Source organism: Nostoc sp., assembly GCF_036917095.1.
Classification (GTDB): Bacteria; Cyanobacteriota; Cyanobacteriia; order Cyanobacteriales; family Nostocaceae; genus Nostoc.
The window spans coordinates 102,023-124,995 of the sequence record NZ_JBALFH010000031.1; the positions used below are offsets into that span (position 1 = coordinate 102,023).

The 22,973-nt window shown below is 42.6% G+C and carries 19 protein-coding genes; 6 read left to right on the forward strand and 13 right to left on the reverse strand.

Going from position 1 to position 22,973, the window contains the following annotated elements; genetic code table 11:
* Positions 1-307 precede the first annotated feature (307 nt).
* From V7L01_RS15205 to V7L01_RS15255, 11 genes are all read right to left on the reverse strand, one after another.
* Positions 308-1,921 carry an iron uptake porin gene (locus tag V7L01_RS15205; protein ID WP_335036043.1) on the reverse strand — a complete coding sequence of 538 codons (1,614 nt, stop codon included), beginning with the start codon at positions 1,919-1,921 and terminating at the stop codon, positions 308-310.
* A gap of 128 nt (positions 1,922-2,049) precedes the next feature.
* The gene (locus V7L01_RS15210; protein ID WP_335036045.1) at positions 2,050-3,096 is read right to left on the reverse strand and encodes a Gfo/Idh/MocA family oxidoreductase; all 1,047 of its coding nucleotides are present in this window, start codon (positions 3,094-3,096) and stop codon (positions 2,050-2,052) included.
* Between the two features lie 485 nt (positions 3,097-3,581).
* Complete coding sequence (locus V7L01_RS15215; RefSeq protein ID WP_335036047.1) at positions 3,582-4,982, reverse strand: sugar porter family MFS transporter; 1,401 nt, start codon at positions 4,980-4,982, stop codon at positions 3,582-3,584.
* Positions 4,983-5,078: 96 nt separating this feature from the next.
* Entirely contained in the window at positions 5,079-6,077 is a 999-nt protein-coding gene (locus V7L01_RS15220) for an ABC transporter permease subunit (RefSeq protein ID WP_335036049.1), read from the reverse strand.
* A complete protein-coding gene (locus tag V7L01_RS15225) occupies positions 6,074-7,627 on the reverse strand; it encodes a sugar ABC transporter ATP-binding protein (protein WP_335036051.1) in 1,554 nt (517 codons plus the stop codon). The genes V7L01_RS15220 and V7L01_RS15225 overlap by 4 nt, the downstream gene beginning before the upstream one ends.
* Before the next feature lie 272 nt (positions 7,628-7,899).
* On the reverse strand, positions 7,900-8,946 hold the full coding sequence (locus V7L01_RS15230; protein ID WP_335036053.1) for an ABC transporter substrate-binding protein: 1,047 nt from the start codon (positions 8,944-8,946) through the stop codon (positions 7,900-7,902).
* A gap of 38 nt (positions 8,947-8,984) precedes the next feature.
* Complete coding sequence (locus V7L01_RS15235) at positions 8,985-9,986, reverse strand: ABC transporter substrate-binding protein (protein WP_335036055.1); 1,002 nt, start codon at positions 9,984-9,986, stop codon at positions 8,985-8,987.
* Between the two features lie 1,098 nt (positions 9,987-11,084).
* Entirely contained in the window at positions 11,085-11,981 is an 897-nt protein-coding gene (locus tag V7L01_RS15240; RefSeq protein WP_335036057.1) for an inositol oxygenase family protein, read from the reverse strand.
* 254 nt (positions 11,982-12,235) lie between these two features.
* Positions 12,236-12,394, reverse strand: coding sequence for a hypothetical protein (locus V7L01_RS15245; protein WP_335036058.1), 159 nt, complete (start codon positions 12,392-12,394; stop codon positions 12,236-12,238).
* Positions 12,395-12,829: 435 nt separating this feature from the next.
* Positions 12,830-13,153 (reverse strand): DUF1815 family protein, encoded by a 324-nt coding sequence (locus V7L01_RS15250; protein ID WP_335036059.1) that lies wholly within the window; start codon positions 13,151-13,153, stop codon positions 12,830-12,832.
* 138 nt (positions 13,154-13,291) lie between these two features.
* A complete protein-coding gene (locus V7L01_RS15255; RefSeq protein ID WP_335036281.1) occupies positions 13,292-13,777 on the reverse strand; it encodes a gluconokinase in 486 nt (161 codons plus the stop codon).
* Between the two features lie 182 nt (positions 13,778-13,959).
* Here V7L01_RS15255 and V7L01_RS15260 point away from each other — a divergent pair, with 182 nt between their 5' ends.
* From V7L01_RS15260 to V7L01_RS15280, 5 genes are all read left to right on the forward strand, one after another.
* Positions 13,960-14,988 carry a LacI family DNA-binding transcriptional regulator gene (locus V7L01_RS15260; RefSeq protein WP_335036061.1) on the forward strand — a complete coding sequence of 343 codons (1,029 nt, stop codon included), beginning with the start codon at positions 13,960-13,962 and terminating at the stop codon, positions 14,986-14,988.
* 213 nt (positions 14,989-15,201) lie between these two features.
* Positions 15,202-16,623: a glucuronate isomerase gene (uxaC, locus tag V7L01_RS15265; protein ID WP_335036063.1), complete on the forward strand. Its 1,422-nt coding sequence runs from the start codon at positions 15,202-15,204 to the stop codon at positions 16,621-16,623.
* 493 nt (positions 16,624-17,116) lie between these two features.
* Positions 17,117-17,953, forward strand: coding sequence for an SDR family oxidoreductase (locus tag V7L01_RS15270; RefSeq protein ID WP_335036064.1), 837 nt, complete (start codon positions 17,117-17,119; stop codon positions 17,951-17,953).
* 94 nt (positions 17,954-18,047) lie between these two features.
* The gene (locus tag V7L01_RS15275; RefSeq protein ID WP_335036066.1) at positions 18,048-18,428 is read left to right on the forward strand and encodes a hypothetical protein; all 381 of its coding nucleotides are present in this window, start codon (positions 18,048-18,050) and stop codon (positions 18,426-18,428) included.
* Between the two features lie 120 nt (positions 18,429-18,548).
* Positions 18,549-19,820, forward strand: coding sequence for a lactate racemase domain-containing protein (locus tag V7L01_RS15280; RefSeq protein WP_335036068.1), 1,272 nt, complete (start codon positions 18,549-18,551; stop codon positions 19,818-19,820).
* 120 nt (positions 19,821-19,940) lie between these two features.
* On the opposite strand, the gene V7L01_RS15285 is transcribed toward V7L01_RS15280, so the two are convergent.
* Together V7L01_RS15285 and ruvC are read right to left on the reverse strand one after the other, a co-directional pair.
* A complete protein-coding gene (locus V7L01_RS15285; RefSeq protein WP_335036069.1) occupies positions 19,941-20,468 on the reverse strand; it encodes a hypothetical protein in 528 nt (175 codons plus the stop codon).
* A gap of 464 nt (positions 20,469-20,932) precedes the next feature.
* Entirely contained in the window at positions 20,933-21,424 is a 492-nt protein-coding gene (ruvC, locus tag V7L01_RS15290) for a crossover junction endodeoxyribonuclease RuvC (RefSeq protein WP_335036071.1), read from the reverse strand.
* Positions 21,425-21,599: 175 nt separating this feature from the next.
* Between ruvC and V7L01_RS15295 the strand changes: the two genes are divergently transcribed.
* The gene (locus V7L01_RS15295; protein ID WP_335036073.1) at positions 21,600-22,970 is read left to right on the forward strand and encodes a gluconeogenesis factor YvcK family protein; all 1,371 of its coding nucleotides are present in this window, start codon (positions 21,600-21,602) and stop codon (positions 22,968-22,970) included.
* Positions 22,971-22,973 lie beyond the last annotated feature (3 nt).

Sequence of the window (22,973 nt, forward strand, 5' to 3'; positions counted from 1 at the left end):
ACTAAAACAAGCCTTGGCTACGCAGCAACCTTTGATATTGGGCTTCAAATGGGTTAGTCATATCATGTCCGGATAAATAGTTATGATTCCCACAGTCATTCCACCCCACCCCCAGCCCCTCCCCGCTCTTCGGGAGGGGAGACAAAGCATAGCTTTGGCGGGGTGGGGTTCTTCGGGTTTAATAAGTAATCAAGCGGACATGATATCATTTGTCCCTTGTAACTCTTAACTAATGACTAATGACCAATGACTAATGACTAATGACTAATGACCAATGACCAATGACTAATGACCAATGACCATTCGGTTAAAAATCGAAGGTTGTGCGAAGCACACCCACATACTGCGTATCATTTCTGCTGTCGTTTTCCGGGTTGAGAATCACCCAAAAACCAGGAGTAACTGAGATATTGTCATTTAGTCGATAACGATAAAATGCTTCGATATGGTAAGCGTTGTCTCGGTCTTGACGGACATCACTGTTAGAAACACGCGGCGGTATACCAAAGAGAATTCCCGGCAGGTTGCCTTTACCACCCACATCGGGAAACGACATACCAATTGCCCCAAACCAGACATTGGCATTGTCACCACTGTTTACTAATAGAGAATCTGTTCCACCTCTGCCATTGGAAACATCGCTCAAACCAGAGTTCTTGGCATTTGCCCAAATATATCCACCCCAACCGTGGATTTGGAAATTCGGGGAGAAGCGATAGAATCCCTGTGCGCCGACAATATCGTTGGAAGTCGCAATGTTGTTGCCAAAGGGAGCGTTTGACAGGGCGCTACCCGTCCCAGCGGCGACATCGACTACTCCAGCAGGGCTATAGCCATGAGAGTAGGCAACACCGATCGCTCCTTGGTTACCATAATAGGCTAAGTGCGCCAAGGCGTTGTAGCCGCCATCAAATAACCCGTTGCTAGTCGATGGGACATTGGGACTGCTTGCTAAATAGCCCAAGGTGAGAACCAAGTCTTTGCTAATGTTCCAGTTAGCGGCTGCACCGCCGCCACCTCGCCGGAATAAGGGACTGTATGAGCCAAATAGTGAGGGAACCCCATTACCGTCGTCAGCGATTGTGGCGGGAGTGACGGTGGTTGAAATGTCGGTGTAACCAATGCCTGTGGGCCCAACAACGAAGTTAAGAGAATCACTGACTGGGAAGTAGTAACGGATGTGGGGAACAAAAAGTGTATTGTTGCTGTCATAATCGAAGTTCAGGCGTGTCATCCCTGTGCCTGTTGCTGTGGCAATTTGGCTTGTACCATTAGAATTTGCAAAGTTGCCAAATTCTAGCCGGACTCGCAACAAATCTTTCCCGGTGAAACTGCTCTCAAAGTTGAGACGACCCCGGTTTGCAAAGTAGAGACGGGATTCATCGCGATCGCTACCCACTCTATTACCAAAGGTATCACTAATGGCGGTAATAATTTGAGCATTCAGCTTAGTAGTAGTGGAAAACTGCTGCGCTTCCAGTGTTGCTGTACGTGCCTCCAGGGTATCCACTCGCCCGCGCAGAGTTGCCAGTTCTGCTGCAAAGTCTGACTGCAACTTTTGCAGCACTGCCAAGTCCTGCTTATTAACTAAATCGCTAGTAGCTGTGGCAATCAACTCATTAATCCGATCCAAACAAGCATTTAAACCTGCGGCAAACTCATAACGGCTTAAGGCACGGTTACCGCGATAGGTGGAATTGGGATAACCTGCAATACAGCCGTAGCGTTCGACTAGCGATTGCAATGCACCAAAAGCCCAATCGGTTGGTTGTACATCAGAAAACTGGGAAACTGAGGTGACTTGTCCCTGCAAATTTATATTAGTATCTGCTGCATTAGAATCATCTTCTGGAGGTGCTGCCCAAACTGCTGGAATTGCCAAAAATAAGAAAAAAAAGCTATGAAAAATAATTTTTAGCATTGATTTATTATTTGCAAATGGTTGAATTCTGACTTTGTAACTAAAGAGATGACACTCGAATTAAAGCTTTTAGCTTATAAGCTAATCAGCATTAAAGTTACATATTTTGAGTTTAGGTTTTAGACCACTCAACGCAACTTTATAACTTTTTGCTCGTTACTGCTTTTAATAGCCGCTTCTATAATCCGCATTACATTAATTCCATCTTCAGCAGTAACGGCAATTGGCTGATTATTAACAATTGATTGGTACATTGCATCGTAATAACCTAAATAACTGCCCTGCGAACTTTTCACTTTTTCGCGAATTACTTTTGTGTCTTTTTCTGTATGAAGCAAGCCATATTCACTTTCCGGCTCTGTATACCAATCAAGGATGTTAGGTTTCATCCCTGCTACTAAATACTCTTCTTGTTTATCGGCTCTGCTTTTAAGAAAAGAACCTTTAGTGCCATGTATGATATAGGCAGGCGCAGGCTCACGCACGAGGAAGCTTGCTTTTAATTTTACGTGCAGCTTGTCGTAATATAGTATCAATTCAAAATAATCATCTACCTGCGATCGCTGCCTGGTTATGCGGATGTCTGCAAAAATAGCATCAGGCATTCCAAATAAATCCAAAGCCTGGTCTATTAAGTGCGGCCCTAAATTGTTTAATGTTCCTGCCCCCGGACTTGGAACTTCTACATGTTGTTTATGGCTGAGGGTTGGTTTATATTTTTGAAATTGAAGTTCTGCTTCAACAATATCACCTAGCAAGCCTTCCCGGACAATTTTTTTAACTGTTTTAAAATCACTATCCCATCTGCGATTTTGATATACAGATAATTTTTTTCCCTGTTTTTGTGCCAATTCTTTCAGTTTTTCGGCTTCTGCTACCGTTGTGGTAAATGCTTTTTCTACCACTACATGTTTATCTGCAAGCAAAGCCTGTTTAGTATAATCGTAATGGGTATAAGTGGGTGTATTTACTACCACCAATATTACTCGATCGTCTGCTAGCAATGCTTCCAAAGAAGGATAGCTTTTTACTTCAGGATAATGTTCCTGTATCAGCTTTTTGCTTCTTTCCCAAGAGCCGGCTAATTTAAATCCGGGATGCAAATCAATAAACGGCGCATGAAATACCATACCGGACAAACCATAAGAACAAAGAGCCGTATTGATAGTTTCCATCTTTTTACTGATTTACTGAAGCGAAAGTTTGTATTTAGTTCACCAAATTAATTTTGATAAGTTCGTAGTGAGTGGCTCTAACTCTCATCTAAGCACTAAAGTGCTTACTACAAACTTAGGACTTACGCAATAACTCTCTGAAACTCTCATTCCTACCCTTCGGGAACGCCAAGGGCGAACGTGTCCTTTGCGCCTTCGCGGTTCGTTTTTCCATTATTTTGCGTAAGTCCTGAAACTTTCTTAACCTGTCATAATACTTGTGGCAAAATCAGATTTCATGGGGAGCATCCCAAATGTGCAAGTTTATCTTTATAGGGTATTTTGACTTAGGCAGAGAATGAAATAACGAACCGCATAGACGCAAAGCGGCTTCCCGCAGGGTAGGACGCAAAGGACGCAAAGGAAAGAGGTTTATAGAGAGTTTCTGTACCAGTCCTGTGTCTTTTGTCCAAATTGGGATGCTCCCGACTTGATGAGACTACAAATTACATATCTTCTAACTCAATTCCTTTGGTTTCCTTAATAAAAAAGAGAATGAAAAATAATGAGGTAGCCGCCGCAATTGTATAGAGTCCGTAGGCAGAACCTAGACCGAAATATTGCAGGATGGGAGGAAATGTTGTGGAAATGACGAAATTCGCAACCCATTGCATGGCAGCAGCAACTGAAAGTGCAGCGGCTCGAATTTTGTTATTAAACATTTCTCCTAACAGCACCCAAACGACTGGCCCCCAGGAGAAACCGAAGCAAAATACATAGAGGTTGGCTGCGATGAGAGCTACAGTACCAGCGCTTCCGGTGAGATTGGGGTTCCCAGCAGCATCGAGGGGAGCATTGCCAAAAAGATAAGCCATTGTCCCCAAAGTCAAGGTCATGCCGATTGACCCTAGTATGAGCAACGGCTTGCGACCAAATTTATCCACGAAGGCGATCGCAATCAGTGTTGTAATAATGTTGACGGCTCCTGTAATCACCGTGATTGATAGGGAATCTTTTTCGGAAAACCCGACTGCCCGCCACAAAACACTGCTGTAGTAGAAGATTACATTAATCCCAACAAATTGCTGTAATACAGATAAGCCAATTCCTATCCAAACAATGGGGAGGAGTCCGCCACTTCTGCTTAAGAGGTCAGAAAATCTGGGTTGGCGTTCGCGAAGCACTGTCTGCCGAATTTCTTCAATTTTTGGCAGTACGTCACCCCCCAAAATCTTGGTCAGAACGTTAGCAGCTTCTGATTCTCGTCCTTTGGCAACTAAGTAACGGGGGGATTCAGGAATTGTTAAAGCCACCATCCCATAGAATACAGCTGGCGGGACTGCTGTCCAAAACATCCAGCGCCAAGCTGCAACCCCAAACAAAAACGGCGAGTCTGCTGAACCTGCTGACGTAGCGATAAAGTAGTCGCTCAATAAGGCGACGAAAATTCCCACTACGATCGCTAATTGTTGCAGAGATCCTAACCTTCCTCGCAAATGGGTGGGAGAACATTCGGCAATGTAAGCTGGGGCGATGACGCTAGCAACGCCGATGCCAATCCCACCCAATACTCGCCAAAAGATAAAATCCCAGATTGTGAAGGCAAACCCAGAGCCAATAGCACTGATAGTAAACAACGCCGAAGCAACCACCATTGCGTTGACTCGACCATAACGGTCTGCAATCTGTCCGGCAAAGAAGGCTCCTATCGCAGATCCTAGTAAGGCTAGGGACACCGCTAGCCCAGTCACCCAACTACTGGTGTTAAAAGCTTTTGCTAGAGATAAAACCGCGCCGTTAATCACAGCGGTGTCAAAACCGAACAGAAAACCGCCGAGGGCAGCAGCACCAGCAATCAAAATTACATAAAACGTGTTGGCTTTACGACGAGTTGTAGTGGAGGTCATAGTTTATATATTGGGAATTGGGAATGGGGAATTGGGAATTGGGAATTGGGAATTAGTTATTTCCCCCTGCTCCCTGCCCCCTGCTCCCCTGCTTCTTTACCGTCTAGAACGTCTGCGGAGTCGGTCAATCATTACTGCCAAAATAATTACTAGTCCTTTGACGACTAGTTGCCAGAAGTAAGATAGGTTCAACAGAGTTAAACCATTGTTGAGAATAGCAATGATTAATGCACCTAGAAGAGTGCCGCCAATGGTACCAATACCGCCTGTAAAGCTGGTTCCACCAAGAATAACAGCAGCGATCGCATCTAGTTCGTAACCTTGACCTAATAAGCCACTAGCACTATAAAGACGGCTAGCACTCATGATTGCTGCTAAACCTGCCAGTAATCCACTAATACCATAGACGAATAGCAACACCCGATTAACTTTAATCCCAGTTAATCGGGCAGCCCGCTCGTTACCACCTACGGCATATATCTGCACTCCTAAAACAGTTTGCCGCAGCACAAACCAGCTAGCGATTACAGTCAGTAACGCAATGATCACTAGCCAAGGAAGGGGGCCGACATAACTATTACCCACCCAAGCAAAATTGATATCTCGGTTAATCAGCGTTGTCCCCTTGGCAATTAAATAAGCCACACCCCGCAAGGCAGTCAGCGAACCCAGCGTGACAATAAAAGGTGGCACATCCAAAAAGGTGATGAGAGCGCCGTTGAGTAAGCCCAAAAACAATCCTGCCAGCAAGGCAGCAGGCACAGCCGCCCAACTTAAAGCCGGCAGTAGCGATACCAGCAGCGCAACTACGGCAGAAACAGCCAATATTGACCCAACTGAAAGGTCAATACCTCCGGTGAGAATCACAAAGGTCATTCCTGTCGCCAGCACAATATTGATTGATGCCTGACGCAAGATATTAACGATGTTACCGCCGGTGAGGAAGTTGGGAGAAAGGAATGCAAATAAGATGCAGATAATTACTAGGATTGGCAGAATACCCGCAACTTCCAGTAGAGTGCTAATTGATTTCTGGTTGCGGGATACGGGATTGTTGCCTAATTTCTTGGCAGGCGGTCTGACTGTTTGACTCATGATGCTGATACCTCCGATGCTCCAGTTGCATAGTGCATAATCTTTTCTTGGGTGATTTCTTTACCAAGACTGCCATCCAGTTCGCCTACCAACTGACCTTCTCGCATCACTAAGACGCGATCGCTCATGCCGACAATTTCCGGTAGTTCGCTGGAAACCATCAAAATAGCAACACCTTGTGCTGCTAACTCGCTGATAATTCGGTAAATTTCGCTTTTAGCACCGATATCTACGCCACGCGTTGGCTCATCTAGCATCAGGATTCTCGGCTTAATGGCTAACCAACGCGCTAGCAGTAGCTTTTGCTGATTACCACCAGAAAGATCCAGCGCTCTGATTTCCAAATTAGCTAGGCGGATATTAAAGTTTTCCACCGCGTCTGTTGATAGCCGATTAACTGAACTCCAGTTAACAATTCCAGCTTTGGCTTCCTGCTTGAGTGTGTTGATGGCAATATTCTTGCGGGAACTCATTTCCAGAAATAGACCTTGGTCTTTGCGGTCTTCTGGAACGTAGCCAATGCCGGCAGCAATAGCATCGCTGGGCGAATTAATATTAAGTTTCATCCCATTCAGGAATACTTCACCACTTGCCTTGCGGTCAGCACCAAAAATCAGCCGGGATACCTCTGTGCGTCCTGCACCAACCAACCCCGCTAGACCAAGAATCTCTCCAGCGCGAATTTGAAAACTAGCTGGGGTAATTTTGCGTCCGTCACTGATATTTTTGACTTCCAGCACTACCGGGCCATGATTGGTCTGCCGTTGATGTTCGTAAAAGTCTTGCATGGAACGACCAACCATCATCTGCACCAATCGCTGTGCAGAAATTTCATTCCGCGTGAGACTGCCAATATATTGACCATCCCGCAGCACGCTAATCCGGTCAGCTAGGGCATATATTTCTTCCATGCGGTGGCTGATGTAGATAATAGCAATGCCGTCGTCTCGTAGTCTGCGAATTACCTCAAATAAATGCTGAGTCTCGCGGTCAGACAGGGCTGCTGTTGGCTCATCCATTACCAAAACGCGGCTTTTGTCCTTCAGCGCCCGCGCAATTTCTACTTGCTGCTGCTCTGCGATCGACAAGGTACCAACCACAGTCTGCGCTGTAAAATTGGCTCCAAGGCTTTGCAACACTTGCTCTGCTTCCAGTTGCATACCTTTGCGGTCTAAAAACTGACCTCGCCGCAACTCGCTACCCATAAACATATTTTCGGTAACGGTTAAATTAGGTGCAACATTCAGTTCTTGATAAATGAGATTAATACCTGCCTTACGTGCTGTCGCCGGATCGGTAATTTTTAAGGGTTGACCATTGATCCGAATTTCTCCTTCATCGGCAATATAAGCCCCTGCCAGGATTTTCATCAATGTGCTTTTACCTGCTCCGTTTTCACCCATGAGAGCGTGAACTTCTCCTGGATAAATCGTGAGATTGACATTTTGAAGCGCAGATACACCATGAAATCGTTTCGTAATCCCTTGCATTTCTAATACAGGGGTGGTGGTCGGTGCATCAGGAAATGAGGTTTCAATACTTGTTGTCATGAACATCTCCTGGAAAAAGAATTTAAAAATCGCATTTGTGAGTTAGAAATCAATAAACTCACATCTGATGTGAAATTAAAATCATCACAAAATCATGTTTTCAAAACCTACCATTATCTTGGAAAGTTCCGAACGTCCTTTTCCGACATTTAGAACTTTCCGCGGATGCATATATATACATCATGGGTATGTGCAAAAACTCTGTCAATGCATCGGAAGGCTCAACTCCGATTAGACATAATTTGTAATTGCAAATTCACAATTTTTATTATTTACCAGCCTTTTTCTGTGCTGACATTATCTTTTGTAATCAACTTAACTGGAATCAAAATGGTGGGATTACTTGGTTTTTTTCCTTTTAAGATGTCGTTGCCAACTTGAACTGCTTTTTCGGCCATTCCTCGTGGGTTTTGAGTAGCAGTTGCAGCATATAAACTATCTTTTGCTTTGATTGCTGCGATCGCTTCTGGCGCACCATCAACCCCAACAATAAAGAATTCTTTACGTTGTGCTTGGTTAGCTGCTAGTTCTGCGCCAACTCCACTCGGATCGTTGATGGCAAAAACAGCATCAATCTTTGGAAAGGTTGTGAGCAAATCAGTCATAACTCTGAGTCCTCCATCCCGGCTACCTTCTGCATTCTGGTTTTTGGAGAGGACTTTGATATCAGGATATTTAGACAATACATTTTCGCAGCCACTAACTCGCTGAATTACTGAGTCCACCGGCGGGCCATTAACTATTACAACATTACCTTTACCTTTGAGGCGGTCAGCAATATATTTGCAACCAACTTCTCCAGCTTGGACATTATTAGTAGTAATGGTAGCGTCCACCCCTCCTTCAGCGCCTGTATCTACGGCAATGACAATTCTACCTGCTTGTTTCGCTTTTTCAATTGCTGGTTTAATGCCACTTTTATCAGCAGCATTTACGATAATAATGTCAGTATTAGAAGCTGTGAAATTTTCAATTTGATTGGATTGTTGGTTGAGGTCATAGGCACTGGAAACTACGGTAACATTGACATCCTTACCGCCTATTTTCTTTGCTTCTGCCTCAGTTGCTTGCCCCATCAGAACGAAGAAGGGGTTACTTAGATCGCCAACGGTGAAAGCAACCGATCGTAAGTTTCCATTCCCAGCGGCAGTTTTAGTCTCTGCACTAGTATTGGTAGCAGGTTTTGTATCAGTGTTAGTAGCAGTGTTGGCATCGGGGGAACCATTTGTACAGCCAACCAGACTGCCACTGATGATACCTAGTATGCTAGCTGCGATTACGCGAAGCGTAACACTAGAAGCGATCGCAATCTTTTTCATATTTATCTATTTCCTAAAGTTTATGTAATTTTTCTGAGTTACCAGCCTTTGTAGCTGCTAAGGTTCTCTCTAGTAACCAACTTGACTGGAATCAGAATCTCAGATGACTCAGGTTTTTTGCCCTGAATGATATCATTTCCAACCTGAACCGCTTTTTGAGCCATCCCTGCGGGGTTTTGAGCAGCAGTTGCAGCAAATACACCATCTTTGTCTTCCATTGCTTTGGTTGCATCTGGCGATCCGTCAACCCCAACAATAAAAAATTCATTGCGTCTTGCTTGTCTAGCTGCTAAATCTGCACCAACACCGCTTTGATCGTTCGTGGCAAAAACGGCATCAATTTTGGGAAAAGTGGTGAGCAAATCGCTCATGACTCTCAGTCCTCCATCCCTAGTCCCTTCGGCGTTTTGGTCTTTAGAGATGAGTTTGATATTCGGATATTTGGACAATGACTTCTCGCAGCCACTCACTCGCTGATTTATTGAGTCCATCGGAGTTCCGTTGAGGATGACTACATTACCTTGACCTTTGAGGCGATCGGCAATATATTGGCAACCAACCTCACCAGCTTGGGTATTGTTGGAGCTAATCATCGCATCCACATCTGCATCAACGGCTGAATCTACTGCAATCACAACCTTACCTGCAAGCCTTGCTTGGTCAATAACTGGTTTCACTCCTTTTTTGTCAACAGCACTGAGAATAATTAGGTCAGTATTCGCAGCCGTGAAATTTTCGATTTGGTTAGTTTGTTGGTTCAGATCGAAGGCACTGGAAACCGCATTAACTCTAATATTGCCCCCGATTTTCTTAGCTTCCGTCTCAGCCCCCTTCTGCACTGCATTATAGAAAGGGTTACCCAAGTCACCCAAGGCGACGCCGATTGTTTGCAATTTTCTATTTGGAACCTGACTCTCTAAACTAGCGTTGGTAGCAGTGTTAGTACCAGTATTAGTAGCAGTGTTGCCATTTTGAGTCCCATTTGTGCAACCAACAACAGCGAAACCTAATATGCCAAGTATGAGCGAAATTCTCTTCATATTCATCTATTGTTTAACAACGGATTTAAATTTCAAAAAGGTCAGAAGAATATAAATTTGCCAATTTATCGCAATATGAGCTAGGTCTGAAAAACTCAGATCCAAGCTAGTAATACTGCTGGCTTTGGCAATTTAAACTTTTTTCAAAGGACTTATAATAATGTGACTTGATTCGAGTTAGTGCTATTAATTGTCTTAAATTCCATGTTTTGTTTGTTAAAACAAAATTATGAGCACTACACTACATCAAAAAAACACATTTTTTGTGAAGCTACATTTGAAAATTGCCTGGGCTAAAAATAGTGTTAAACTGAAATTCTTAAAACTTAATGTATAAAACCTGAAATTTGGTATTTGGTTTTACATTGATTTTAGTTTAACCTGGATTGTTCCAAATATGAGCGCCGTTTATCGAACTTTACAAAGTCAAGAAAACTGCTCTATCTCTATGTATTTTTAGCTTTTTGTTTTGGAGCATTTGCAAAAAACAAGAAGTTTTCAGCTTAGGTAGAGTTTAAAAAAGTTAACATATTTAACTTAAGTTGAATTGAGAAAATTTAATACCATAGGAGGTAAAATTTTGCTTTCAAATCTATCTTTTAGGGGTAGAAAGCTATAGCATATTACCATTTTCATAAATCCTGTTGCCTGATTTTCAGAGTTGACTCAAATATGTTTGTAAAGTGCGCTTATTTGCTATACTGAGTCGCCAGAGATAGGTTTTTTATATCTCCCTCAGAATACTTCTTTAGATATAGAGAGAAGAAATACCAAAAAAGTAATTCTCACCGGATTACCGCCGTCGTTAAAATGTGAAATAACGGACGTGATGACAAGTTTGCGCCTGTTCAGTTGGTCTGGGAATTAAAGAAAAGCCGAGTGAGTTCCTATAAACCTCAAAACATCTGCACAGACGTTTTATATTTTTATAAGTGGCAATGTGCTATTGTTTTTAGAAAACATTCCACTCGGTTTTAGGCTTGCTGAAGAATTGTTATTCATCATTCGGGAAAAATAATCGCAATCTCCAGAAGCCCAATCAGCTACAAAGTCTATAGGGTATATTTTAAATTCTTTGCCTTTGCTACTAGCAAAAATTTAGAATTTTAAGGTTGTAGGTAAATATTTAGCCACTAAATCTTCATAGTAAGGCTTTAATTTTTGCCAATCTGGAGGATTAGGGTTTTTTGAATACAAATCGTAGGGATTGAATAACTTCACCCATTTAAACATTTCTTTATCGTGTTTATCCATCAAATGTTCGTAAGCATTTTCACGATGTTGAGGATAAAATGAGTGATAGCGAAGGATGTACAATGCAGATTCTGGCAAATAGTCTTTCATCATGTAATATACATACTCATCATGTCCCCATGACATATGTACATTACTCAAACCACAATTTGGCTCGTAAACACCATATACAGAGTTATATATAGGGTTGTTGTAATCAGGGTTTTGTTTGAAAAATTCCGAGAAAACAATCTTATCAGAAAATGCACAACCCACAGGATAGGTATCGCCTACTGTGGCCCATTGGGGTTCCCCAAATAAGCAAAGTACCTTCCCCATATCGTGAAACAAGCCAGTAAGTACCATCCAGTCTGGGTGACCATCAGCGCGAATGGCTTCTGATGTTTGCAATAGGTGCTGTAATTGGTCTAAGTCTGTATCAGGATCTGAATCATCAACCAATTGATTCAAAAATTCTAATGCATCCCAGACAGACATTTCTTTCTTATCCAACTTCAGAAAGTTTTCTTTTTTCTCTAATACAAAATCATACGTTTGATTGATATGATTTAACCGATAAAATTCTTTTACCGTGTCTCTAGTAGGCGTTTCGTAATTCCTGTACTCTTCGGTAGTTTTACCTTCTTTAACTATGCTTTCCGGATCGGGATAGCGATGAAGTAAGTCTTCTTCCCATTCTTCTAGCGAATGTAAGGGATTGTTTTGAGCTTGTTCGACGGAATTCTTTAGAGTTTGAGACATATCTTTTTACTGGTCGATATTGATTTGTTAAATGGTACTTTCGCACTCCACCTTGTGCACAGGTGTGCAGAACCTGTCTTGGACTTATTTTTAATTTTTGCACACGTGTGCAAAAATGTGTGTTAAGTTTCTTTTCGTCTTTGCAGACCTGTGCACGATTCACTTTTTCAAGTGTTTTGTCCGATCTGCTTGGGATCGGAATAAATTAGCAATTAGCTAACACATTGACAAAGTAGCCAAGATGGGGAATTGAATTAAGACAAAGCACTGATGCGATCGCTAGAGACTTTGATGCCTTCTCGGTAGCAACGACCTTGTACCACAGCGCCGTATCGCGCAATGTCGGCAGATCGCGGTGCTTCTATCAATTCCTTCAGATGTTGACGCTCAATCGGACATTCATACCACTGCACACATCACATCACCGATTCCGGCCCAACTAAATTAAGCTGTTCCACATTTAAATTGCATAACTAGGGCGGGCAAGATGCCCACCCCACAAGAGTTTGATTTAATCTGATTATGCAATTTAGATGTTTTTTAGCTTATAATCTCTGTGCCTAAACTTGCTTTCCATAAGGTTCTCCTACATCTGCACGTATCCAGTGGCTTCAGGACTAGCCGAAACCATCACTTCATTTACAAAGAAGTAGGTCGGTGTTGAAAATTGTCGTTATGACAAGGCAGGAGGCAGCAGGAAAGAGCTTTTTGAGCAACTTTACTTTTCGTTATATATTTTGGTTTTTTGCACCATGTTACTTACATCTGTTGGATAAATTGTTTAATAGGTTATGCACAGGTGTGCAAAATACATATTAATTTTTTTATCGGCTTCACCCAGAGAAGTGTCAATTTGTCAATTGTATGACTGGAGAATACTTGAGAATATTAGCCAACTCTTGTAACTGGTTTATCGCTTCTGCACCCTCCAACTTCATTAATTCGCGATCGTCCCACAATTCCATCCAAGTAATCCCGTAATCAGACACTAAAAACCGAATCAGGTGCTTTTCTCCCAGGCTAACCATAAATGAAGCACTGTTCATTTGGTCGCCGCATGTATAACAAGATGCAGTATAGCCACGCAGATCGAGTGTAATTGTCAAAGCTTGTAGGTTCATTACCAAGTCTTGGACAAATTCTTGATGTTGTTGCGCTAATCTTAGAAACACTAGTTTTCTCCTACCACTATAGTTATGTGGTTCCTTTGAAAATTTATTTAGACTGATATTTGATGTAACTTAGTTGTCAAAAGTTCGTGTTTTAGTTGAGACGTAATTAATCTTAATCTTCTGATTGTAAGCAATAAGCTAAATTCCCAAAGCCGTTATAATGTTTTGTACAATTATTTGGGGTGGCTGTACAACATCCATAGATATAGAATCTAATGGCTCTTCAAGAGTACTAAACTGACTGCCGAGGAGTTTTTCGCTCATATAGTGATTGCTACGCTCTTGCAAACGCATTTGAATCAACTCATAAGACCCTTTGAGGTAAACTAGCTTGATGCGATCGCTATCCACTACCAAAAATTGCCGATAGCTATCTTTTAGAGCCGAACACGCCAGCACCATATTTTTATTTTCTTGCAGCCAGTGTTTAATAGCTGTTTGCAAATCTTGCAACCAAGGTATCCTGTCATCTTCACTCAGGGGGATACCGCGCCGCATTTTCTCAACATTCTCCGGCGAGTGGAAAGTATCAGCGTCGCTAAACTCCCATTCTAACGAGTCTGCTAGCAGCTTTCCGATGGTGGTTTTGCCAGAACCGGATACACCCATGACGATAATAATCATTGACTGCTTAATCATCTTTTTCTTAAGAAAAGTTAAGTTATTGAAACGCAGGCAGAATTCAAGACTCTTGACTTCTTTCTAGGCAAAATGTGAATTGTATTAAATCTGTTGACAAATAACAATTATTTTCTATAATACATATAAATGCACACGTGTGCAAAGTTTAAAAGCTAAGATAAAAAATGAATAAACGAAGAACTTCAATTGAAGATATTGCTCGCAGAGCAGGCGTTTCTCATTCTACAGTTTCACGCGCTTTGCGAGATAACGCTCTAATTAGCCCGAAGGTGCGAGAAGAGATTAAGCGACTGGCACAGGAGATGAGCTATGTGCCAAATGCTATAGCTCAAAGCTTGCAAAATAAACGTACTAATACCATTGGTGTAGTAGTAACTTCTATAGCAGACCCCTTTTTTGCGGAGGTAGTAGAAGGAATCGAGAAGATAGCCAGACCGGCAGGTTTGAGTGTTTTGTTGAGTGCTTCACACCGAGATTTTGAGCAGGAAATAGCAGCTATTGATACTTTTCATCGCCGAAGAGTAGACGGGATATTAATAGCCGACTCGCGAATTAGTAAACAGCACACAAAGCAACTCACGCAAATTGCTGTGCCCACAGTTCTGATTAATAGTCAGACAGAAAATCAATCCGACATATTTCACTCAGTAGCAATAGACGATCGCTTAGGTGCTAAATTAGCCACAGAGCATCTAATAAGTCTGGGACACACCGCTATTGGTTATCTGGGTGTAGGCGATCGCAGCAGGTCAAATCAGCAACGCCTAGAAGGATATCAAATGGCTCTGGCTGAAGCTGGTCTACCACAAAATCCTGATTGGGTTTCAATTAATGACGAATATGATACCAGGATAAGCGATGTTGCCACCGGGCAAAATATGCTTTCTAAACTATTAACTGCTGAGGTAACAGGCATCTTTTGTTACAACGATATGGTAGCGGTTGGCGCTCTGCTAGCCTGCCAAGAACTAGGTATTTTAGTCCCGCGAAGTTTAAGTCTGGTTGGATTTGATGGTATTGCTTTAGGGCGTTACGTTACGCCAGCACTCACCACAGTTAGCCAGCCAATGTTGGAAATTGGTGGCATAGCCATGCAAATGTTACTCGATTTATTAGAAGAAAAAACTGTGGAAAACCGCGTTTTATCTCCTTTTTTATTAGAGCGTGGTAGCAGTGCAGCATTGAGAAAGTAATCTGAAACCGTATCTATCTTGAAAACTGTAGTTTGGTTGTAATCAGAATAAAGCTGAGAACTCAAGCCACAATCAAAAATATACTCTCATTAAAAACTCCAGGTTTCAAAATGGACGGGGTTTAATTTGAAAAAATTGGAAACTCTTACTCTCTCGTGAAGCAAATTTATATTTTCACTCAGCAATATTCAAGATTTTAACTAAACAAAAATTATGTTAACCAAAAAACCGACTTTATCTCGCGATCGCTGCTTTTCTCCAGAACCAACTCAAAGACGACTAGCCCATCAATTTTTTGACAGCATATCTGCGCTACCCCTGGTCTGCCCACACGGACACGTAGATCCAGCCTTGTTAGCTAATCCCGCAGCCCGTTTTGGTTCGCCGACCGAACTATTTATTATCCCCGATCATTATCTTTTGCGGATGCTCTATAGTCGGGGCGTACCTCTGCAAGCTTTGGGCATACCTACCACTGATGGTTCGCCAGCAGAAACCGACCATCGCAAAATCTGGCAATTGTTCGCCGAACATTTTTATCTATTCCAGGGTACTCCATCCGGGTTATGGCTGAAAGACGAACTAACTAACGTCTTTGATGTAGATGAACCTTTAAACTCTCACACTGCCGGACATATCTATGATTATCTGGAACGTCTGTTAGCCTTGCCTGAGTTTTCCCCTCGTGCTTTATTCAAACGCTTTAACATCGAAGTGCTTTGTACTACCGATGCAGCCAGCGATACCCTAGAGAATCAGCGATCGCTCCACCAAGAAGGTTTTACTCAAATCAGACCAACTTTTCGACCAGATGCAGTAGTTAACCTGGATGCTCCTGGTTGGCGCGAAAATCTTAGCAAATTGGAAAGCACTGTTGGCAGAGAAATTACCAGTTACGCCACTTTTGTACAAGCTTTAGAAGAACGTCGAGCTTTCTTTAAAAAAATGGGCGCGACAGCTACCGACCAAGGTGCAGCTACGCCTTATACCACACGCCTTTCCGACCAGGAAGCAGAAGCTATCTTTGCTAGAGCATTAATCGGCAAGCTGAATCCAGGTGATGTAGAACATTTTACCGGTCATATGTTCGTGGAAATGGCGCGGATGAGTGTGGAAGATGGCTTGGTGATGCAAATGCATTGTGGTGTTATGCGTAACCATAACCCAGCTTTATTTGAGAGATTTGGATCTGATAAAGGTGCTGATATTCCGCTAAAAATAGAGTGGACTCAAAATCTACGCCCGTTGTTGTCAGCCTACGGTAACCATCGCCGCTTCCGCTTAATCATTTTTGGCATAGATGAAAGTACTTATAGCCGGGAAATGGCTCCGTTAGCCGGTCATTATCCTACTGTATTGCTCGGGCCGCCTTGGTGGTTTAACGACAGCGTAAATGGCATGGAGCGCTACTTCAATCAGGTAATGGAAACTGCCGGAATTTATAATACTGCTGGGTTTAATGATGATACACGGGCTTTCGTTTCTATTCCGGCTCGTCACACAGTCTGGCGGCGGGTAGCTTGTAATTGGTTAGCTGGATTGGTAACACGTGGATTGGTTGAAGAAGAGGAAGGGTATGGTATGGCTCGTGCTTTAGCTTACGACCTCGCTAAGGTTGCTTACAAATTGGATTAATACCAATTTTCCAAAATCAAGCTATTAGGGCTAGTCTGTGTTTTCAAAGTTTTAGATCCCTCCAACCCCCCTTAAAAAGCTACGGTGTACACTGACTGTCACACTCTGCGACATCCCGCCCAGAACTAAAGTTCAGCGGCTCATAGCTGAAGTCCACTTAAGTGGACTAGATTGATCGTTCAGTCCACTTAAGTGGACTTAGGCTATGAGACTCGGAATTCATTCCGAGGCGGGATAAAAACGTAGTGCGAGATTTATTAATAAAGATATGGCTGCAACAGGACTTGTGTGTACACCGTAGCCTAAAAAAGGGGGGCTAATAGTCTCTTAAAATCCCCCAATTTATCGAGGAATTTAGGAGGATCTAAAGACTTAAGAGGCTAAACAAGTAGTTTTAAAACACGCTCTAGTCCTAACTACAAACGAAACCTGGAAACCCAGATTAAATATTGACTTTTTTAATTACTAATTAGAATAAACAGGGGAATCATTGATGCCAGATTTGATTTTAAATAAACTTTTTAGCCTAAAAGAACAAGTAGCAGTAGTCACAGGCGGTTCTGGTGTGCTTGGTGGGGCTATGGCAAAGGGTTTGGCCCTTGCTGGAGCGCAAGTAGCCGTTCTGGGCCGCAATGAAGCACGGGCGAGTGCGGTAGTAGCTGAAATTACCGCTAACGGTGGAGAAAGCATAGCTGTGCTGGCAGATGTTAGCGATCGCTCCCAATTAGAAATAGCCAAAGGTGTTATCCTACAGCGTTGGGGTCAAATAGACATCTTGGTAAACATGGCTGGCGGTAATATTTCTGCTGCCACAATTACTCCTGATGCTACTATTTTTGATATGCCACACACGGCTTTTGAGGAAGTGGTTAGCCTCAACTTAGTCGGTACTCTACTGCCCAGCCAAGTTTTTGGTCAAGCAATGGTCGAAACAAATCAGCCCCACGGTTGTATTGTCAATATATCTTCTATGTCTGCCATTCGGGCGATTAGCCGCGTCGTTGGCTACTCAGCCGCTAAAGCGGGGATAGATAACTTTACTCGCTGGCTAGCGGTAGAACTCGCCCAAAAGTATGGAGATGGATTAAGAGTAAATGCGATCGCGCCAGGCTTCTTTATTGGGGAGCAAAATCGAGATTTACTCCTAAATCCAGATGGCAGTTTGACCGAACGCGGGCAAAAAATTATCGACCATACCCCCGCCGGACGTTTTGGAAAACCAGATGAATTACTCAGCACTTTAATCTGGTTATGCAGTTCTGGTTCTAGTTTCGTTAACGGGGTAGTTGTGCCGGTAGATGGTGGATTTAGTATCTACAGTGGAGTTTAAACTAACTGCGATAACGCCCAACGGCTAACGCGTCTACGTCGGAATAAACCACTTGCTAACAGATCGTTTCTTTACTAGTTAATCTGAAAGTTCGATGATTCAAATTCGCTACGGCCAAGACGAAATTAATATCACTGGTATACCTGAAGAACTGCGAAGCATTCGACATCAAATTTTGAACTTATTGCAGATTCATGAGGTGCAAGTTGACATTTCGGCTGATGCTAACTTCGATCCAGCACCATACAATCGTCTTGATTCTTTATTAATCTGTCAGGCTATAGGTGCTGTCAAATTTTCAGTTTCAGCGAATTTTCTGAAGGTAGAGGGAGAAGCATCAAAATTAGCAGTTTTGGCAGAGTGTTTTAATTTCTCAGATAGCTCAAGACGTGGTTTGCACTCTCATGTTGAGTATTATCAGGGTCATGAATGGATAGCGTCTGATTCAATTCCTTGCGTAATAGGCGTGCGATAGCCACAACCTTAGTTAATCGATAAGAACAAACAGAATTGGTACAAGTAGAAATATTTATGCTTTTTAAGCATCTTCCCTGCTACTCAACTGAGAAACTTCTCGTAATAAGGAGAGTTAAAAATGTATTCACTAGCCGTAACTAACGGGATACTTTCAGATGAACAAGTTTCCGGGCTAGTTCATCAAGCTTTAGCAGACCCTAATTTGGATGGACAGCGCATCTTGGTATTAATTCCAGATGGCACCCGTACAGCTCCTATACCTCAAATGTTTCGATTGCTTCATCAAGAATTGGGAAAAAGGGTAGCAGCTCTAGATTTTTTGATCGCTCTGGGTACACATAATCCCATGAGTGAGGAACAAATCAATCACTTGGTGGGGGTGACACACGAGGAGCGAGAGACAACTTTTAAAAAAGTTAGCATTTTTAACCACCTTTGGGATGAGCCGGATACCTTTATTTCTTGTGGAGTAATTTCGGCAGATGAGATAGCAGAGATTAGCCGTGGAATGCTACATCAATCAGTTGATGTACGTGTTAATAAGCTTGTAACAGAGTACGATCTAATAATGATTTGCGGCCCGGTCTTTCCCCACGAAGTTGTCGGTTTCTCTGGTGGAAATAAATACTTTTTTCCCGGCATTGGTGGTCAAGAAGTAATTGATTTATCACACTGGTTGGGTGCTTTAATCACCAGTTATGAAATTATTGGTACACCGGGAATAACACCAGTTCGGCGCTTGATTAACCGAGCCGCTAGCCTGATTTCTACCCCGAAACTTTGCTTGGCGATGGTAGTCGCACCAAAAACGAATCAGCTAGCTGGACTTTATATAGATAAACCAGAATCAGCCTGGGAAGCTGCTGCAAAATTATCAGCTAAACTGCATATTAAATATGTAGATCGGTCTTTTAAACAAGTACTTTCAGTAATGCCCCAAATGTATGACGACATTTGGACAGCAGCTAAAGGAATGTACAAGCTAGAGCCAGTAGTGGCGGACGGAGGTGAAGTAATTATATATGCCCCTCACATTACTGAGTTTAGCTATACACACGGCGAAATCCTAGCCCAAATTGGCTATCATGTGCGCGATTACTTCCTCAAACAGTGGGATAAATTCCAAGCGTATCCCGGTGGAGTACTGGCTCATAGTACTCACTTAAAAGGTATGGGTACTTTTGATCCTATACAAGGGGAACAAGCGCGGATTCGCGTCACTTTAGCTACGGGTATTTCTGCTGAACGCTGTGCTGCTCATAACTTGAACTATCGCGATCCGGCTACCATTCAACCCACTGAATGGGCTAACCGTGAGGATGAAGGTATTTTGTTTGTGCCGAAGGCTGGCGAGATACTATACCGTGTAATATCAAGTCCAGATAATTAGAACTACTGTACACAGACAGTAGCAGTTCCCACAGTGCTTTTAGACGTTGTTTTTAATTGCTGCGATGCCTACGGCTGGCTATTCGGTGTCACGCTTTATTTTGTAGTAACTAAGATGAACTTAGATTTTTTGTAAACCCTTATTGTTAAGTAGCAAACTTAAACTAGATACTCCTAGTAAAGCCAAGATTACTGAAGGTTCAGAAACAGATTTATATTTAGATTTACCTTCAATGGAGACAGTAATTTTTACTGGAACATTACCTGTTCTGCTAAACAGTCCAGTTGCTCCAGATAAAAATTCTCCATTACTAAAAGTCAGTACTTTACCATCCAGAGAAATCTCCTGCTTTTGAAAAAAGCTAAACTTAGAAGCTGGATTCCAAACAACATTTTGGTCAGGTAAAATCGTATAGGTGATTTGAGATAAGTTAAAATTTGTATCATTTTTGACGAATCGAGAAGTAGTACCTTCAGGAACAGAGACAGTAATCACGTCCCCTGGTTGACACTGTTTTAAGTCAACACAAAGACCAGCAATATTAACATCTGATGGAGAAGTCACCAAATCTCCAAGGCTCAAAGCTAGATTAACAGCTTGTACCTGATTATTACTGATAAGCAGCGTTGTTAGTACTGTGGCAGACATGAGTATTAACTTTATCAGTTTCATCGACTTAGTTTCTATAAAAGTAATAGTTGTGGACTGGCTCTCTAAGCTTTGTTATGTTTTCACACTAAATCCTGGAAATGCAAGGACAGTTAAGACAGTTAAGCCAACATTCAAATAAGCTTCATGTAACAACTTAATTGCTTTATACTAAATTTATATATGTTGGTTACTACGACATTTGACGGCAGAGATTAAGCAAGGTGATAGAATGTCGTAGTTCAAATGTGGGGTTATGATGTACGTAATCGACTGGTTGCTGATGTACTTTATTGCCTTTGGGCAAAAATTCATCAAATTCACCAACACCAAAGAAATACTGGTAGAGACGGCGTGGCACTGGGAGTGGGAATGAGTACTGGAATATGCCAGTAGCTGAAGTGCGATCGCTAATCAGTGTTTCAGGCGTTGCCAGTAAAGAACTTTATTGTTTATGTACAAACCTACAGCTGATAAGAAGCCGTCAAAGCCACCGCCAAAGCATCCGCAGCATCATCCGGCTTAGGAATTTCATCTAAATCCAACTCCCGCGCCACCGCATCTTGCACTTCTGACTTATCAGCATTGCCATAGCCTGTTAAAGCTTGCTTAATTTGAGCAGGAGTAAACTCTACGTAGGGAAGACGACGCTGGCCCAACACCAAAATGAGTACACCCCGGGCCTGTGCAACCAGGATTGTACTTGACATACGATAGAAGAATAGTTTCTCGATCGCAACCAAATCCGGTTTAAATTCCTCCATCACGGTGTGTAAATCATCAAACAAGGTACATAAGCGCTGTCCCATTTCTACATCTGCCGAGGTTTTTATTACCCCAAAATCCAGCATATTTACTGTAGTTTCTTGTATCTTGTTAGGTGTTTGTGTGCAGGTAATTGCCCCAAATCCTAAAATTGCCAGTCCTGGATCTAATCCTAAAATTCGTTTTTCCATTAAATTCACTTTTACCAAGCCAGGGATATTGTTCAACTAGGAATACTGACAATCTTGACCACTTGCCCTTAGTCTAATGGGATTGACAAATATAATAGTTTCACGCCTAGTGTTTTAAACCAAGTGGTGTACATTTTCTGTTAATTATTGTTTGTAGCACTGCTCCAAATCAGGTATGTCAATTGGTTTTCTCAGACAAGCCCTCAACGCCTTGCAAAAGCAATCGCGTTCTCGTACTTCCTATCGGGTTAACCAGTGGTTCAAATGGTTATCCCCTGGACTATCGGTAAAACGTTGGTTGTTGATCAGTACTGGGGGTGTACTGTTCGCGAGTTTGGGGTTAGCTATTTGGATTAAGCTGACCCCAATTTTTTGGATGATCGAGTTGGTTAGGGGTTTCCTGGGAGTAATCACCAACATCTTACCCAACTATATTAGTGGGCCTTTGGTGCTGCTTGGCGGCTTGCTGTTAGTGCTTTGGGGACAAACTCGCACTGTAGGCTCAATTACTAAGGTACTAAGAGCAGAAGGTGGAGAGGAACTCATTGATGTCTTGCTGGCCCATCGTCGATTGTACCGAGGCCCGAAAATAGTGGTAATTGGTGGTGGTACGGGACTTTCTACGTTGTTAAGGGGACTGAAAACCTACAGCGCTAATATTACTGCGATTGTCACTGTAGCTGATGATGGTGGATCTTCTGGGCGGTTGCGTCAAGAATTTGGAGTGTTACCACCAGGCGATATTCGCAATTGTTTGGCTGCACTAGCAGATGAAGAAAAGTTATTAACAGAATTGTTTCAATACCGTTTTCGGGCTGGAGATGGGTTGACGGGTCACAGTTTTGGCAATTTGTTTTTAACGGCAATGAGTGATATTACTGGAGATTTAGAACAAGCCGTTGCAGCCAGTTCTAAAGTGCTAGCGGTACGAGGACAAGTACTACCAGCAACTCTCAGTGATGTTCGCCTCTGGGCAGAATTAGCCGATGGTCGCCGTATTGATGGGGAGTCTAGCATTCCCAAAGCTGGCGGTAAAATTGTCAAAATTGGCTGCATTCCCGCTAATCCGCCAGCGGTACCAGCAGCTATTAAGGCACTTAAAGAAGCTGATTACATCATTATTGGCCCAGGTAGCCTTTATACCAGCCTGATTCCTAATTTATTAGTACCAGAGATTGCCGATGCGATCGCTCAATCAGATGCCCCCCGTATTTATATCTGCAATATAATGACTCAACCAGGAGAAACTGAAGGCTACACTGTTGCCGATCATATCAGAGCAATTGATGCTGCTTGTGGGGAAAGACGACTATTTGATGCTGTACTGGTACACAAAAAATCCCCCTCAGAGCAATCACTGCTCCGTTACGCTCAACAAAATTCCCATCCCGTATTCTTAGATCGAGAAACCATATATCAGTTAGGACGCAGGATTGTTCCAGCTAATGTTTTGTATGAAGATGAAACGGGTTTTGTACGTCATAATCCGCAGAAACTAGCACGAGTGTTGTTGCGGTGGTACGGTCGAGCTAATCAGGGCAGATAAATG

Coding starts and splice junctions, on each gene's coding strand:
- V7L01_RS15280 (WP_335036068.1), top strand. CDS start 18,549: ATGTATTCACTAGCCGTAACTAACGGGATACTTTCAGATGAACAAGTT.
- V7L01_RS15215 (WP_335036047.1), bottom strand. CDS start 4,982: ATGACCTCCACTACAACTCGTCGTAAAGCCAACACGTTTTATGTAATT.
- V7L01_RS15235 (WP_335036055.1), bottom strand. CDS start 9,986: ATGAAGAGAATTTCGCTCATACTTGGCATATTAGGTTTCGCTGTTGTT.
- V7L01_RS15210 (WP_335036045.1), bottom strand. CDS start 3,096: ATGGAAACTATCAATACGGCTCTTTGTTCTTATGGTTTGTCCGGTATG.
- V7L01_RS15285 (WP_335036069.1), bottom strand. CDS start 20,468: ATGTCTGCCACAGTACTAACAACGCTGCTTATCAGTAATAATCAGGTA.
- V7L01_RS15220 (WP_335036049.1), bottom strand. CDS start 6,077: ATGAGTCAAACAGTCAGACCGCCTGCCAAGAAATTAGGCAACAATCCC.
- V7L01_RS15260 (WP_335036061.1), top strand. CDS start 13,960: ATGAATAAACGAAGAACTTCAATTGAAGATATTGCTCGCAGAGCAGGC.
- V7L01_RS15270 (WP_335036064.1), top strand. CDS start 17,117: ATGCCAGATTTGATTTTAAATAAACTTTTTAGCCTAAAAGAACAAGTA.
- V7L01_RS15240 (WP_335036057.1), bottom strand. CDS start 11,981: ATGTCTCAAACTCTAAAGAATTCCGTCGAACAAGCTCAAAACAATCCC.
- V7L01_RS15295 (WP_335036073.1), top strand. CDS start 21,600: ATGTCAATTGGTTTTCTCAGACAAGCCCTCAACGCCTTGCAAAAGCAA.
- V7L01_RS15230 (WP_335036053.1), bottom strand. CDS start 8,946: ATGAAAAAGATTGCGATCGCTTCTAGTGTTACGCTTCGCGTAATCGCA.
- V7L01_RS15275 (WP_335036066.1), top strand. CDS start 18,048: ATGATTCAAATTCGCTACGGCCAAGACGAAATTAATATCACTGGTATA.
- V7L01_RS15255 (WP_335036281.1), bottom strand. CDS start 13,777: ATGATTATTATCGTCATGGGTGTATCCGGTTCTGGCAAAACCACCATC.
- ruvC (WP_335036071.1), bottom strand. CDS start 21,424: ATGGAAAAACGAATTTTAGGATTAGATCCAGGACTGGCAATTTTAGGA.
- V7L01_RS15225 (WP_335036051.1), bottom strand. CDS start 7,627: ATGACAACAAGTATTGAAACCTCATTTCCTGATGCACCGACCACCACC.
- V7L01_RS15205 (WP_335036043.1), bottom strand. CDS start 1,921: ATGCTAAAAATTATTTTTCATAGCTTTTTTTTCTTATTTTTGGCAATT.
- uxaC (WP_335036063.1), top strand. CDS start 15,202: ATGTTAACCAAAAAACCGACTTTATCTCGCGATCGCTGCTTTTCTCCA.